12 protein-coding genes are annotated in these 14,754 nt (G+C 61.5%); 4 read left to right on the forward strand and 8 right to left on the reverse strand.

Annotated elements, in window-relative coordinates; translation table 11 throughout:
• The first annotated feature begins 211 nt into the window (after positions 1 to 211).
• Positions 212 to 3,280 (forward strand): type ISP restriction/modification enzyme, encoded by a 3,069-nt coding sequence (locus tag ACSQ3G_RS03930; protein ID WP_436109127.1) that lies wholly within the window; start codon positions 212 to 214, stop codon positions 3,278 to 3,280.
• On the opposite strand, the gene ACSQ3G_RS03935 is transcribed toward ACSQ3G_RS03930, so the two are convergent.
• On the reverse strand, positions 3,277 to 4,161 hold the full coding sequence (locus ACSQ3G_RS03935; protein ID WP_436109128.1) for a LysR substrate-binding domain-containing protein: 885 nt from the start codon (positions 4,159 to 4,161) through the stop codon (positions 3,277 to 3,279). The genes ACSQ3G_RS03930 and ACSQ3G_RS03935 overlap by 4 nt on opposite strands.
• A 104-nt stretch (positions 4,162 to 4,265) precedes the next feature.
• On the opposite strand from ACSQ3G_RS03935, the gene blaOXA reads away from it, so the two are divergent.
• A complete protein-coding gene (blaOXA, locus tag ACSQ3G_RS03940; protein WP_436109129.1) occupies positions 4,266 to 5,090 on the forward strand; it encodes a class D beta-lactamase in 825 nt (274 codons plus the stop codon).
• Between the two features lie 204 nt (positions 5,091 to 5,294).
• On the opposite strand, the gene ACSQ3G_RS03945 is transcribed toward blaOXA, so the two are convergent.
• The 5 genes from ACSQ3G_RS03945 to ACSQ3G_RS03965 all read right to left on the reverse strand — a co-directional run bounded on the left by ACSQ3G_RS03945 (position 5,295) and on the right by ACSQ3G_RS03965 (position 11,420).
• The gene (locus ACSQ3G_RS03945) at positions 5,295 to 8,420 is read right to left on the reverse strand and encodes an efflux RND transporter permease subunit (RefSeq protein WP_436109130.1); all 3,126 of its coding nucleotides are present in this window, start codon (positions 8,418 to 8,420) and stop codon (positions 5,295 to 5,297) included.
• On the reverse strand, positions 8,417 to 9,640 hold the full coding sequence (locus ACSQ3G_RS03950) for an efflux RND transporter periplasmic adaptor subunit (RefSeq protein ID WP_436109131.1): 1,224 nt from the start codon (positions 9,638 to 9,640) through the stop codon (positions 8,417 to 8,419). The genes ACSQ3G_RS03945 and ACSQ3G_RS03950 overlap by 4 nt, the downstream gene beginning before the upstream one ends.
• Positions 9,641 to 9,840: 200 nt before the next feature.
• Positions 9,841 to 10,044, reverse strand: coding sequence for a hypothetical protein (locus ACSQ3G_RS03955; protein WP_436109132.1), 204 nt, complete (start codon positions 10,042 to 10,044; stop codon positions 9,841 to 9,843).
• 100 nt (positions 10,045 to 10,144) lie between these two features.
• Positions 10,145 to 10,504, reverse strand: coding sequence for a hypothetical protein (locus tag ACSQ3G_RS03960; protein ID WP_436109133.1), 360 nt, complete (start codon positions 10,502 to 10,504; stop codon positions 10,145 to 10,147).
• A 127-nt stretch (positions 10,505 to 10,631) separates the two neighbouring features.
• Positions 10,632 to 11,420, reverse strand: a complete 789-nt coding sequence (locus tag ACSQ3G_RS03965; protein WP_436109134.1) for an SDR family oxidoreductase — start codon at positions 11,418 to 11,420, stop codon at positions 10,632 to 10,634.
• A 258-nt stretch (positions 11,421 to 11,678) separates the two neighbouring features.
• Here ACSQ3G_RS03965 and ACSQ3G_RS03970 point away from each other — a divergent pair, with 258 nt between their 5' ends.
• Positions 11,679 to 13,340 (forward strand): electron transfer flavoprotein-ubiquinone oxidoreductase, encoded by a 1,662-nt coding sequence (locus ACSQ3G_RS03970; protein WP_436109135.1) that lies wholly within the window; start codon positions 11,679 to 11,681, stop codon positions 13,338 to 13,340.
• A 3-nt stretch (positions 13,341 to 13,343) separates the two neighbouring features.
• Here the strand turns inward: ACSQ3G_RS03970 and ACSQ3G_RS03975 are convergent, their stop codons facing one another.
• Positions 13,344 to 13,718, reverse strand: a complete 375-nt coding sequence (locus ACSQ3G_RS03975; RefSeq protein ID WP_436109136.1) for a type II toxin-antitoxin system VapC family toxin — start codon at positions 13,716 to 13,718, stop codon at positions 13,344 to 13,346.
• Positions 13,715 to 13,921, reverse strand: coding sequence for a type II toxin-antitoxin system VapB family antitoxin (locus ACSQ3G_RS03980; protein WP_436109137.1), 207 nt, complete (start codon positions 13,919 to 13,921; stop codon positions 13,715 to 13,717). The genes ACSQ3G_RS03975 and ACSQ3G_RS03980 overlap by 4 nt, the downstream gene beginning before the upstream one ends.
• A gap of 181 nt (positions 13,922 to 14,102) precedes the next feature.
• Here ACSQ3G_RS03980 and ACSQ3G_RS03985 point away from each other — a divergent pair, with 181 nt between their 5' ends.
• Positions 14,103 to 14,714, forward strand: coding sequence for a L,D-transpeptidase (locus ACSQ3G_RS03985; RefSeq protein ID WP_046668448.1), 612 nt, complete (start codon positions 14,103 to 14,105; stop codon positions 14,712 to 14,714).
• Positions 14,715 to 14,754 lie beyond the last annotated feature (40 nt).

Here is a 14,754-nt window from a genome sequence, read left to right on the forward strand (position 1 = left end):
TTGAACCGGAACCCCCGGCAATGCGCCGGCAGGTTCCGAATGCGAAAAGGGCGCTTCTGGCGCCCCGGAATTTTTGAGAGGGCGGGTGATCGCACAAGGCAGGCGGGATGGCAAGGGGAAGCTTCGCATTGGCAGCGGTTGTGGGGTGTGCAAGATTTCGCGCTTCCGCTTGGAGCCGCTGCGTTCTAATGTCCCGGCTTCAGGGGGATTCATGAGTCAGCAGCTTATCAATCAATATCTTGCCGAGATCGATCGGCTGCGGAAGTTTTCCGGCCTTTCCAACGAACAGATCATCCGCCCGGCCTTCCGTCGCCTCCTGGACTCGTGGGCGGCGTCCGACAAGCTGGTCTTCCTGGAGGAATATCCGGTCCAGACCACTTTGAAGACGACCGTCTATCCGGACGGCACCGTCCTTCACGATATTCGCGTGCCCCTCGGCTATTGGGAGGCCAAGGACACCAAGGACGATCTCGACGAGGAGATCCGCAAGAAGCTCGCCAAGGGCTATCCGCAGGACAATATCGTCTTTGAAAACTCCGAAACGGCGGTGCTGATCCAGAACCGCCAGGAGGTCACCCGCGCCTCGATGACCGATACGGCGAGCCTGTCGCGGCTGGTCTCGCTGTTCTTTTCCTACGAGCGGCCGGAAATCGCTGAGTTCCGCAAGGCGGTCGCCCGGTTCAAGGCCGATCTGCCGACGGTTCTCGATGCGCTGCGCGCGCGGATCGACACCGCCTATGGCGACAATGCCGCCTTCCGGGCCGAGGCGGCCCGTTTCCTGAAAACCTGCCAGGAAACCATCAATCCGACGCTCGGCGAGGCGGATGTCCGGGAAATGCTGATCCAGCACATCCTGACCGAGGAGATCTTCACCCATATCTTCAACGAGGGTGATTTCCACCACGAGAACAACATTGCCAAGGAACTCTATGCGCTCGAAGGGAAATTCTTCACCGGCGCGGTGAAGCGCGACACGCTGAAGGGGCTGGAACCCTATTATGCGGCGATCCGGGCGAATGCGGCGCAGATCAACAGCCATCCCGAAAAGCAGACCTTCCTGAAGCTGATCTACGAGAATTTCTACAAGGTCTACGATCCGAAGAAGGCCGATCGCCTCGGCGTCGTCTATACGCCGAACGAGATCGTCAAGTTCATGATCGAAGGGGCCGACTGGCTCTGCGAGAAACATTTCGGCAAGAACCTGATCGACGAGCATGTCGAGATCCTCGACCCGGCGACGGGCACAGGCACATTCATCTGCGAACTTCTCGAAAGCTTTCGCGGCGACCCGAAGAAGCTCGCCCACAAATACAAGAACGAGCTGCATGCCAACGAAGTGGCGATCCTGCCCTATTACGTCGCCAACCTGAATATCGAGGCGACCTATGCTGCGATCACCGGCCAGTTCGCCGAATATCCGAACCTCTGTTTCGTCGACACGCTGGACAATGTCGGCGGGCTGGGCATCCGCTCCGGACACCAGCACGAACTTTTCGGCGCCATGTCGGAGGAGAACGTCGCCCGCGTGAAGCGCCAGAACGCCCGCAAGATTTCGGTGATCATCGGCAACCCGCCCTATAATGCAAACCAGGCAAACGAGAACGACAACAACAAGAACCGCGACTACAAGCGGGTCGATGAGCTGATCAAGTCGAGCTACATTCGGCTTTCGACGGCGCAGAAGACCAAGGTCTACGATATGTACGCCCGCTTCTTCCGGTGGGCGTCCGATCGCATGCACGACGACGGGGTTTTGGCCTTCATCACCAACCGGAGTTTCATCGAAAGCCGAACCTTCGACGGTTTCCGCAAGGCGGTGGAACAGGAGTTCAGCGAGATCTACGTCGTCGATCTCGGCGGCGACGTGCGCGCCAATCCGAAACTCTCCGGCACCAAGCACAATGTCTTCGGCATCCAGACCGGCGTCGCCATCTCCTTCATGGTCAAGCGCCGCAAGCAGAAGGGCTGCAAGATTTTCTATGCCCGGCGGCCGGAATTCGACACGGCAGCAGACAAGTTGGCGTTTTTGGGGTCGTCGAAGCTATCGGGAATCGGGTTTGAGCGGATCGCACCGGATAAGCAGGCGAACTGGGTGAATCTGTCGGAAAACCAGTGGGGCGATTTTCTGCCTCTATTTGATAAAGCTACAAAGAACTCGTCTGTGAGCGGTCGTGACAGAGCTCTATTTAAGCTTGGTGCGAATGCTATCAAAACTAATCGCGATGAGTGGTTATATGACGATAGTGCCGACCATGTCGCAGCTCGGCTGAAGTATTTCATCTCTGTATTTAATGACGAAATTGCGAAACCAAAACGGCCTTTTGGAGAATACGATAAGTCAATCAAATGGAGTAGTGGACTTATAGCGCAAAGGGCACCATTGCAATTCACCGAGTCCAAGATAATCCCATCTATATACCGTCCGTTCGTGCGCCTAAAATACTATGCGGAAAAGGCACTGAGTGATCGATTGACGGAGCTTCATACTAGGATATACGGAGCTGAATTAAACAAGAAGAACCCTAATATATTGGTAGTATTTGGCAGCCGACTTCCATTTACTACCTTAGTGGCTGATGGGCCAGTCAACTACGCGCTCCTTTCTCTCGACCCCGTCTTTTCACTCCCCCTCTACCGCTACACTTCCACCGGCGAGCGCGTCGACAATATCACCGACTGGGGCCAAAAACAGTTCCGCGACCACTACGGCAAGGCCGAAAAAATCACCAAGGAAGACATCTTCCACTATGTCTACGGCGTCCTGCACGATCCGGTCTATCGCGAAAAATACGCGCTGAACCTGAAGCGTGAATTCCCGCGCATTCCCTTCTATCCGGATTTTTGGACTTGGGCCGGCTGGGGCAGGCGGTTGATGGAACTGCATATCGGCTATGAGACCGTTGAGCCATGGCCGCTGCAACGCCTCGATACGCCCGACGAAAAGGCCCGCGCGGCCGGCGTCTCGCCGAAAACCGTCCTCAAGGCCGACAAGGATGCCGGCATCATCCGTCTTGACGCGGAAACGACGCTCTCGGGCATTCCGCCTGAGGTCTGGAGTTATCGGCTCGGCAACCGGTCCGGGCTCGAATGGATCCTCGACCAGTACAAGGAAAAGACCCCGAAGGACCCGACCATCCGCGAAAAATTCAACACCTATCGTTTCGCCGACTACAAGGAAAAGGTCGTCGATCTGCTGATGCGCGTCACCCGCGTCTCCGTTGAGACCGTGGCGATCACCGAGGCGATGAAATCCGCGCGGCGGGCGGCGGAGGAGGCCTAGGTTTTCGCCCGCGTCATCGCCGCCTGTTGTGCAAGCCAGTTCCCAAACATCTCCATGGCGGGCGTCACGGTGCGGGATTTGAGCCGGGTCAGCCAGTAGCTGCCCTTGGAAATATAGATTGGAAACGGCTGTTCGATCATGCCGGCGGCAAGCTGGCGGGAGAACATCAGGGGAGGGGCGAGCGCCACTCCAGCCCCTTGAATCGCCGCTTCGACCATCAGCACGGAACTATCGAACACCAGCCCGCGGATCTGCGGCGGGGCGACATGGGCCGCCTCGAACCAGCCCGGCCATTCGTCGGCGCGGTAGGAGCGCAGCAGCACCTGGTGCGCGACGTCCTCCGGGGTCTTGATCTGCCTTGCGATCGGCGGAATGCAGAGAACGGACAGCGGCGCCTCGAACAGCGGATCCGCCTCGATATCGTGCCAGGCGCCGTTGCCGAACTTGATCGTGTAGTCGAGGCCCTCCGCGGCGATGTCGACGCGGTTGTTGTTGGTGGAAAGCCTCAGATCGATGAACGGGTATTTTTCCCGGAAATCGGGAAGCCGCGGCAGCAGCCAGCCGACCGCCAGCGTGCCGACCGCACCGAGCTTCAGCACCTCGCGCACATGCCCGTCTTCGAAGCGCTCCAGCATCGCGGCCATGCGGTCGAAACTGTCCTGCAACGCCGGCAGTAGCGCCAACCCTTCCTCGGTGATCATCAGTCCGCGCGGCAGGCGGCGAAACAGGGTCACGCCGAGCCGCTGTTCGAGGAGCTTTACCTGATGGCTGACGGCGGCCTGGGTGACGCAGAGTTCGATCGCCGCACGGGTGAAGGAGAGATGCCGCGCGGCCGCCTCGAAGGCCCGCAGCGCGTTCAGCGGCAAATATGGTCGAACCATGGCCATGCCCTAATTTCATTCATGCCTGACCGCAGATATCATCGTTTGATTAGGGCTTGCAAGCCGACCTAGAAAAGCCGTGTCACCCCATTTGGAGCACCACGATGGCTTTCAGAAATTCTTTCCTTCTGGCATTTTCCCTCGGAATTACCGCGACTTTTCTTGAGTGCACCTCTGCTGGCGCCGCCGATCCGATCCGCTGCACCGTCATCATCGACGAGGAGAGCGGCGATGCGCTTTACCGGCAGGGTACCTGTGATCAGGGCTTTTATCCCCAGTCGACCTTCAAACTGCCTTTGGCCATGATGGGCTACGACGCTGGCATCCTGACCGACGCCCGGAACCCGCGCTGGAAATACCAGGCGAAGTTCAAGGGCCCGGAGCGGGTGAAGAAGGATGTCGATCCGCTGATCTGGGAGAAGGAATCGATCGTCTGGTACTCGCAGGAAATTGCCCGCAAGCTCGGCAAGCCCAAGTTTGCGGACTACATCCAGCGCTTCGGCTACGGCAACCGCGATATCTCCGGCGGCCCGGGCAATACCGACGGCCTGACCGAATCCTGGCTGATGTCGTCGCTGAAGATTTCGGCCGACCAGCAGGTCCAGTTCCTGCGCCGTTTCCTCAATGGCGGCCTGCCGATCTCCGAACATGCGGTCGACATGACGCTGGCGATCGTGCCGCATTTCGATGCCGGCGACGGCTGGGACATCCAGGGCAAGACCGGTTCCGGCTGGCTGCGCGACAAGGCCGGCAAGGTCGATTACGACCGCCCGCTCGGCTGGTTCGTCGGCTGGGCAATGAAGGACGAACGGCGTGTCATCTTCGCAAGGCTGCTGGTCGATACAAAGCGGTACCCCAACGAGCCGATCAGCTTCGTGGTGCGGGATGGGCTGATCAGGGATTTGCCGAAACTGGCAGAAAGTTTCTGACTTTCCGGCCTCTTACCTGAAACTGAAAGCGGCCGGGCGACCCCCAAGCCCGACCGCCGCAGCGCGTACGCAGTACTACGCTGCACGACCTATAAGAAGCTTTAGCGGTGGCTAATGCAAACGGAGTCCGTTGTTCAGGTTATCGATTAAGGTTACCTGCACCGGCGCCCGCCCGCCGGCCCGTTCAGACGGCGGGCAAGGGCATCACTCCGCCGCAATCGACCTTGGCACGTCGTCGTTCGCCTCGTGCAGGTCCTTGTCCTTCCTCGTCCAGAGCCCTCCGAGGAAGCGCCCGAACCGGTCCATCTCCACGAAGATGACCGGCGTGATGAACAGCGTCAGCGCCTGGGAAACGATCAGCCCGCCAACGACGGCGATACCCAGCGGCTGGCGCAGTTCCGACGAGGCACCGGTGCCGAGCGCGATCGGCAGTGCGCCGAGCAGGGCGCAGAAGGTCGTCATCATGATCGGCCGGAAACGGCGCACGCAGGCCTCGTGGATTGCGACTGCTGCCGTTTCCCCCTTCGAGCGCATCGTCTCCACCGCCACGTCGATCATCATGATCGCGTTCTTCTTGACGATGCCGATCAGCATCAGAAGCCCGATCAGCGCGATGATCGACAGGTCGAAACCGAACAGCTTTAGTGCCAGCAACGCTCCGAAGGCCGCAGCCGGCAGGCCCGACAGGATCGTCAGCGGGTGGATGAAGCTCTCGTAGAGCACGCCGAGCACCACATAGATGGTGAGCACTGCGGCGAGGATCAGCAGGGGCGTATTGCCCTGGCTCTGCTGAAAGATCTGCGCCGTGCCGCCATAGGAGGTGAACACGTCGTTCGGCATCTGCAGGTTCGCTTTGATCTGGTCGACCGCCGCCGTCGCATCGGAGAGCGAGACGCCGGCCGGCAGGTTGAAAGACACGGTCGTCGAGACCAGCTGGCCGGTCTGGTTGATGGTGACCGGTGCGGTCTGGCGCACCACCGTCGCGAAGTTCGAGAGCGGCACCAGCGAGCCGTTCGAGGACATCACCCTGACACCCTGCAGCATCTGGTCATTCCACTGCTGGGTATTGTCGAATTCGGTGATGACGTCGTAACTGTCACCGGTCGACTGGATTTCGGCGGCCGTATAACCGCCGAAAGCCATCTGCAGCGTCTTGCGCAACTCGTCGTCGGTAATCCCGAACGAGGCCGCCTTTTCCGGATCGACCTTGATATTCGCCTCGATCGCATCGTTCTGGGCGTCGGAGGTGACGTCGGTGAAATGCGCGCGATCGGCGCGCATCGCGGCCTGGATCTTGTCCGACCATTCGGTGGTCTGCGAGGCATTCAGCGCCTGGACGACGAGCTGATACTGGCTGGCCGTCGCGCGGCCGCCGAAGCGCAGGCTCTGCTGCGGGGTGATGAAGGTCTTCATGCCCGCGAACCCGGATGTCGCCTGCCGGAGTTCGCGCAGCGTCTGGTCGAGCGGCGGACGCCGGTCGCGATCCTTCAGTTCCACCCAGATCGTGCCGTTGTTGAGCGAGCTGCGGCCGTTGCTGCCGACGATCGAGGTGACGTGGTTGACCGCGGGGTTCTTCTGCACGGCGGCGGCCACCTGCGCCTGCAGGTCGCGCATCGCCGGATAGGAAATGTCCTCGCGGGCCTGCGTCGAGATCGTCAGCCGGCCGATATCCTCCTGCGGGAAGAAGCTCGTGGGCAACGTCCAGAACAGATAGACCGAGGCGCCGACCGAGGCGAGGAAGACGAGAAGGATGATCGCTCGGTTCCGAAGGCACCAGCCGACCGCCCGGTCATAGCCGTTGAGCGTGCGGCTGAAACCGGCATCGAAGATACGCACCACCAGGCCCGGGTGATGTTCGGCGCCGGATAGACGCGACCCGAGCATCGGCGTCACCGTCAGCGAGACGACGGCCGAGGCGACGATGGCGAGCGCCACCACCATGCCGAACTCGTTGAACAGCCGCCCGACCACTCCGCCCATCAACAGGATCGGGATGAACACCGCGATCAGCGACACCGACATGGAAATGATCGTCGAGCTGACTTCGCCGGCCCCCTGCAGGGCCGCCTGCATCGGCGCCATGCCGTCCTCGACATGCCGCATGATGTTTTCCAGCATGACGATCGCATCGTCCACCACCAGGCCGACCGCAAGCGTCAGCCCGAGCAGCGAGATGTTGTCGATACTGTAGCCGAGCACATACATGGCGCCGAACGTGGTGATCAGCGACAGCGGCACGGCAAGCCCCGGGACGAGGGTGGCGGTAATCCGGCCGAGGAAGAGATAGATGACCAGCACGACGAGGCCGATCGTCAGCATCAGCGTGAACTGCACGTCCGAGATCGAGGCACGGATCGCTGTCGAGGAGTCGTTCATGACGTTGATCGACACGGCGGCCGGCAGCTCGACCGACAGTCCGGGCAGCTTGACGCGCACCGCATCGACGACATCGACGGTATTGGCATCCGGCTGGCGCTGGATGGCGAGGATGATCGACTGGTTGCCGTCATACCAGCTTCCCGCGTCGAGATTGGCGACGCTGTCCTGAACATTGGCGACGTCGCCGAGATGCACCGGGGCGCCGTTCGGGCTGGCGATCACCAGCGAACGGAACTGGTCGGCATTGGTGCGCTGGGTATCCGCATTGATGGTCAGCCGCTGGCTATTGTTCTCGAGCGAACCGACCGGCGCCTGGCTGTTGGCGGTGGAGATGGCATTGGTGACGTTGTCGACGCCGAGATTGCGCGCCTGCAGCTTGTTGGGGTCGACTTCGACCCGCACCGCATAGGTCTGGGCGCCGAAGATCGACACTTCCGCGACCCCGGGAAGCGTGGAGAGCGAGGGGGACAGCACATCCTCCGCGATCTCGTCGATCTTGCTGCGCGGCATCGTATCGCTGCGGATCGACAGGAGCAGAACCGGCGCATCGGCCGGGTTGGTCTTGCGGTAGCTCGGCGGCGTCGTCATGTTGTTCGGCAGCTGCCGGGTCGCATGCGAGATCGCTGCCTGCACGTCGGCCGCTGCCGCGTCGATATCGCGGTTGAGATCGAACTGCAGCACGATCGAGGTATTGCCGAGCGAGTTGGTGGCGCTGATCTCGCTGATCCCGGGGATCGTCTCGAACTGCTTGATCAGCGGCGTCGAGACCGCCGTCGCCATCGTCTGTGGCGACGCACCGGTCAGCTGCGCGGAGACGTTGATGGTCGGGAAGTCGACCTGCGGCAGGGCGGCGACGGGCAGCAGCTGATAACCGGCAAGGCCGGCAAGCACCGCGCCGATGGCGAGCAGCGTGGTGGCGACCGGGCGGCGGATGCAGAATTGCGGGATCATTGCGCTGCCCCCACTTCGACCGCCTGTTCATTGCCCTTGGCGCCGGCCGCCTTCTGGCCGTTGCCGAACTGCTCGACGACGGTCGCGCCATCGACGAGCTGCACCTGGCCCTCGATCACCACATGCGTGCCTCCGGTCAGCCCGCTGGCAATCGCCGTGTCGGGACCGTTGGAGCGAGCCACCTTCACCGGCGTCACGTGCACCTTCCTGTCGTCGCCGACCGCATAGACGAACGGGCTGTCGACGCCCGGATTGACCGCCACCGTCGGCACCACGATGTCCTTGTCGTCGCTCTGGAAATGCACGGTGACATTCAGCGATTGCCCCGGCCACAGCGTTCCGGACGGATTGTCGAACCGCGCCTTGGCGAGGATCGTGCCCGAAGCCGGATCGACAGTGTTGTCGAAGAAGCTCAAGGTTCCCTTGGCCGAAGTGCCGCCGCCCTGCGGCACGGCATCGACCGTTACCGCCTTCGCCGTCGCGCCCTGCTTGAGCTGGCCGAGATAGGCTTCGGGAAGGTGGAATTTCACGTAGATCGGATCGTATTTGGCGATCGTCACCACCGCCGATCCGGCGCTGAGATAAGCGCCGGTGCTGATGTCGATATCTCCGAGCCTGCCGTCGAAGGGCGCGCGGATATCGGTATGGTCGAGGTCGATCTGATCGGAGGCAATCGCCGCATTGTCGCTCTGCACGGTGGCGGCCGCGGTATCCTGCGCCGCCTTCGCCTGGTCGACGGTCTGCTGGGTGCCGGCATTGCCGCGCAGCAGGTCGTTGGCGCGGATAAGCGCGGTTTGGGCCTGGGTGAGCGTCGCCTGGTCGCGGACGAGCAGCGCCTTGTCCTTGTCCAAAGCGGCCTTGGCCGTGCGGTCGTCGAGCTTGGCGATCAGGTCGGCCGTCTTGACGAATGTGCCGTCGGTTGCCGCGATGCTGACCACGATACCCGGTTGCTGGGCGGCGATCGTGGTATTCTCGTCGGCATTGGCCGCACCCGAGGCTGTGACGTCCATCGGCAGGGCGGTGCGGGTGGCGGCGACCGTCTTGACCGCCGGCGGTGGACCGCCTGCGCCGCGCCGGCGCGCGCCCTGCGGCTGGCCTTCGCCGGGAGCGGCAGAGGCCTGCTGGCTGAGGGACGAAAGAAAGGGAAGCCGATCGCGGAACTCCCAGCCCGCAACGCCGGCAACGACAAGAATGCCGGCAAAAATCCAGATCTTCTTCATGGGTGACCGCTCGCCTGTGGTTGTGCTCGATGGTATCGGCACATCGAACAGCCCCTATTGCGGCGCAAAAAAGACAAGGTTTGACCGACCGGCTCACTAACCGGTGAAAGCGGATTAAAGGTTTGTAATGAAGGGCTTAGATGAACTGGAGTTAATCTTCTTCGCCTTTCGGCTGCGCAGGAGAAGCGCGCCCAACCGGACTAGCGCAGGAACCGCCGGGCGCTCCAGATGACGGCAAGGCCGACGATCGCGACGCCGGCGCCCCTGATGATCCAGGGAGTCTGGTTGATCATGAAACTGCTGGCAGGATAGGGGAAGGCGCCGGTGCCCTGGCCGATCCAGATGAGGCCGATCACCACCATCAGGATGCCGATGATCGAAAGCGCAAGTCGAGTGAATTTCATGGAAGAATCTCCGAGGGCAGGGTCTGGAGATCATAGGCGTGGGCGGGTGCTCCCGCGAGACGCATTCGCGTGATGTCGGGTCGTCCGGAAAGGCCTCCGGTCAGACGTCTTCGTAATAGGTGGCGATCAGCGACCGTGGTGCCGGTTCTTCGCCGTCGGCCAGGAAGAAACTGCCGGCGATCCGGCTCGAAGGCGACAGGCTGTCGAGAAGATTGCGGACCACGACATCGTCCACGGCCTCCAGGCTTCGCGCATGCATGTTTCCCGATCGGCCGGAGATCGCCGAGGTCTCGGCTGCGTGCCGAGTTGCTGCTTCCCAGGTGCCTGCATAGGTCGCGACCTGTCCGGCCGCAAGTGTCGCCGAGATCGAGGCTGCCGAGGAAGGCGCCGCAGCGTGAGGCACGGCGGAGGGTACACTGGGCGGGGTAGCCTCGGTCGCCCCCGAAACACTTTCGATCATGCCGGCGATCCTTTAATTTTGGGGGCCGGCTTGCCTCTTAGCTCAGGCGAATTGAGATACCGCCAACAGCGGCACCCCAATTCGATTTAATGTTTAACGACCTGGATTTAACCCTCTTTCGCAAACCTCAGATCGATCGCGACGCGCCGCCGTCGACCCGGAGCATCGTGCCGGTGACATAGCTTGCCGGGACCGAGCAGAGGAACGCACCGGCGGCCGCGAATTCCTCGACCTTGCCGAGCCGGCCGGCGGGAATGGTCTTCAGCGAGGCGGAGCGGATTTCCTCCACCGATTTGTCGGTGCGCTTGGCATTGGCGCCGTCGAGCTCGTCGATACGATCGGTATGAATGCGGCCGGGAAGCAGCATGTTGCAGGTAATGCCGAAACCCGCCACTTCGGTCGCGATCGTCTTGTTCCAGCCAACCAGCGCCGAGCGCAGCGTGTTGGAAAGCGCCAGATTGGCGATAGGCTCGAAGACGCCGGAGGAGGCGACGGTCAGGATGCGGCCGAAACCCTGTTCCTTCATCTGCGGCAGGAGGGCGTTGGTGAGCGTGATGACGCGCAGCACCATGGACTGGAAGAAGATGTCGAGCTTGTCGGCGGTCATGTCTTCTGTCGTGCCCGGCGTCGGACCGCCGGTATTGTTGACTAGGATGTCGATTCCGCCGAGCTTTTCCTTGACGGCGGCCTTCATCGCCTCGACGAAATTCTCCTCGGAAAGGTCGCCCCAGACCCAGTCTGCCTTGCCCTTGCCTTCGGCATTGATCGCCTTGCAATTGTCCGCCAGCCGCTCGCCGGAGCGGCCGACGAGGAGAACGTGGGCGCCTTCGCTCGCAAGCGCCTTGGCGATACCGAGGCCAAGCCCGCGGGACGAGGCGAGCACGAGAGCGCGTTTGCCGTTGAGACCGAGATCCATGATGCTGTTCCTTCCCCAATTCCTGTGATCGGTTGTCGGGCCTTTATAGCAGCGGCAGGCGGGCGCGAAAGGTCGATCTTGCTTTCTGCGGTTCGGTGCCTATAATTGACGTGAACGTAAACGTAATATGAGAAAACCGAAACGCCGTTTGCGCGAATGACAAGGCAGAGGACGTTTTCCCGCCTCGACAAGCCGGGGCGGTTTTGTCAAACAGGTTGCCTGAATAGAGCCGGAAGGGGCCGGCGAGCGGAGTTGGATATGAACGAGCAAGAACTGCCAGAACGCGAGAGCATGGAATTCGACGTGGTGATCGTCGGCGCGGGTCCTGCGGGGCTTTCGGCCGCGATCCGCCTGAAGCAGGCCAATCCGGACCTGACCGTCGTCGTGCTCGAAAAGGGTTCGGAAGTCGGCGCGCATATCCTCTCCGGCGCGGTGGTGGATCCGGTGGGCATCGACGCGCTGCTGCCCGGCTGGCGCGAGGAGGACGGTCATCCGTTCAAGACCCCGGTCACCGCCGACCATTTTCTGTTTTTGGGCCCGGCAGGCTCGATCCGCCTACCGAACTTCATGATGCCGCCGCTGATGAACAATCACGGCAACTACATCGTCTCGCTCGGCAACGTCTGTCGCTGGCTCGCCGAAAAGGCGGAAGCGCTGGGCGTCGAGATCTATCCGGGCTTTGCCGCCACCGAAGTTCTCTATGACGAGAACGGCGCGGTCAAGGGCGTGGCGACCGGCGACATGGGCGTCGAGCGCAATGGCGAGCCCGGCCCGGCCTTTACCCGCGGCATGGAACTGATCGGCAAATACACGCTGATCGGCGAGGGCGTGCGCGGATCGCTCGCCAAGCAGTTGATCCTGCGGTTCGACCTGCAGAAGGATCGCGAACCCCAGAAATACGGCATCGGCCTCAAGGAACTCTGGCAGGTGAAGCCGGAAAATCATCGTCCGGGCCTGGTGCAGCACTCGTTCGGCTGGCCGCTCGGCTTGTCCACCGGCGGTGGTTCCTTCCTGTATCACCTGGAGGACAATCTCGTCGCCGTCGGCTTCGTGGTGCACCTGAACTACAAGAACCCGTATCTCTACCCGTTCGAGGAATTCCAGCGCTTCAAGACCCACCAGGCGATCCGGGGAACGTTCGAGGGCGCGAAGCGCCTCTCCTACGGCGCCCGCGCCATCACGGAGGGCGGATATCAGTCGGTGCCGAAACTGACCTTCCCGGGCGGCGCGCTGATCGGCTGTTCCGCCGGCCTCGTCAACGTGCCGCGCATCAAGGGCAGCCACAACGCCGTCCTGTCCGGCATTCTGGCCGCCGACAACATCGCCAGGGCAATCGCAGCCGGCCGTGCGAATGACGAAGTGGTCGAGATCGAAAACGAATGGCGCTCCACGCCGATCGGCACGGACCTGAAACGGGTGCGCAACGTCAAGCCGCTCTGGTCGAAACTCGGCACCGGCCTCGGCATCGCGCTCGGCGGTCTCGACATGTGGACCAACCAGCTGTTCGGTTTCTCCTTCTTCGGCACGCTGAAACACGGCAAGACCGATGCAGCCTCGCTGGAACCGGCCGCCCGGCACAAGAAGATCGACTACCCGAAGCCGGACGGCGTGCTGACCTTCGACCGCCTGTCCTCGGTCTTCCTGTCGAACACCAACCACGAAGAAGACCAGCCGGTCCATCTGCAGGTGAGGGACATGGACCTGCAGAAGCGCTCTGAACTGGAAGTCTATGGCGGTCCCTCGACGCGCTACTGTCCAGCCGGCGTCTACGAGTGGGTGGAGAAGGACGGCAGCCAAGTTTACGTGATCAACGCCCAGAACTGCGTCCACTGCAAGACCTGCGACATCAAGGACCCCAACCAGAACATCAACTGGGTCCCCCCGCAGGGCGGCGAAGGGCCGGTCTATCCGAATATGTGAGTTTCAGTGCAGATGGCTTGGCATAGCAATGCCAAGCGAATGCGCCATCTTGTGGAGCTTCTTGTCGCGCGTCCATAGTGCGTGACCAGCCGAAAGAAACACGGACGCAAGCAGGTGTGCGTCCACATAACCGATTCCTGTTCCGAAGAGTGTCTTGCTGCGGATCATGTGCCTTACTTCGTTGTCGTCCGCTTTGACTATATTCGGCAAATCTCCCAACATAACCATGACGTCGTCGTACTGGGGGATATGTCCCAAGGACAGTTCGCCGATAACGAACGGATGAATGATAACCTCTTCCGCATCTAGCAATGCCTGCAGGTGTGCGTCGCCGGCCCGAAAATGATCTACCCAGATCGAGCTGTCGACGAGAATCATTCCGGTTCCACCGGATCGAAGCGCCGCCGGGGAGGAGCCACAAGGTCGGGTGCGCTTCCTCCAAGCTGGGCTAGGCGCCTAGCCGCCTCCCGCTGGACGAGGCCTTCGAGAGCCAGCCGGATCAAGGTTGGAGTCTCGGTAACTCCCGTGTATTTGCGAGCCTTTTCAAGCAGTTCGTCATCAATGGTTATGGTCGTACGCATAGCCGGATCTCCTTATCATCAAAAATAGCATCAATTGATGCGACATTCAATGCGCACGTACCGGGTCGCCGTCTACTTCTGACGCGTTCGTGATGACTGCAGCAATCGGTCGTTTAGCACTTCATTAACCATAATATTCTTAAGGTCAGCGTCATTCTCTCGACGCACCAAGGACACATTCATGTCGATTTCCCGTCGCGGCTTTCTTGCGGGTCTGCCGCTTCTGCTTGCCGGTTGCGCTTCCACCATCAACGATCAGACGAATTACGCAGCGCTGCCGAACGAACAGTTTCCGCTGAAGACCGTGCCGGTCGAAAACATCAAGCCGGAGCTGCGCCGCACCGAAGTCGCCTATGTCAGCCAGTATGCCGCCGGCACCGTGGTCGTCGATACGCCGGCCCGCCGCGCCTATTATATCCTCGGCAACGGCCGCGCGATCCGGTATGGCGTCGGTGTCGGCCGGGCCGGACTGGCGCTTGCCGGCAATGCCTATGTCGGCCGCAAGGCCGAATGGCCGACCTGGACCCCGACCGCAAACATGCAGCGCCGCGAGGAGCGATACCGGAAACTGGCGGGCGGCATGCCTGGTGGCCCGAACAATCCGCTCGGCGCCCGCGCCATGTATCTCTATCGCGGCGGTAACGACACGCATTTCCGCATCCACGGCACCAACCAGCCGCAATCGATCGGGCTTGCCATGTCGAGCGGCTGCATCCGCATGATGAACCATGACGTCGTCGATCTCTACAGCCGCGTCAATGTCGGCGCCAAGGTCGTCGTCATCCAGGCCTGATCCACCGCCAGGCCGCTAAGAAAGCCCGCCGTTTCAGCCA

The sequence above is a fragment of the Neorhizobium tomejilense genome (genome assembly GCF_964254135.1).
GTDB classification, from domain to species: domain Bacteria; phylum Pseudomonadota; class Alphaproteobacteria; order Rhizobiales; family Rhizobiaceae; genus Neorhizobium; species Neorhizobium tomejilense.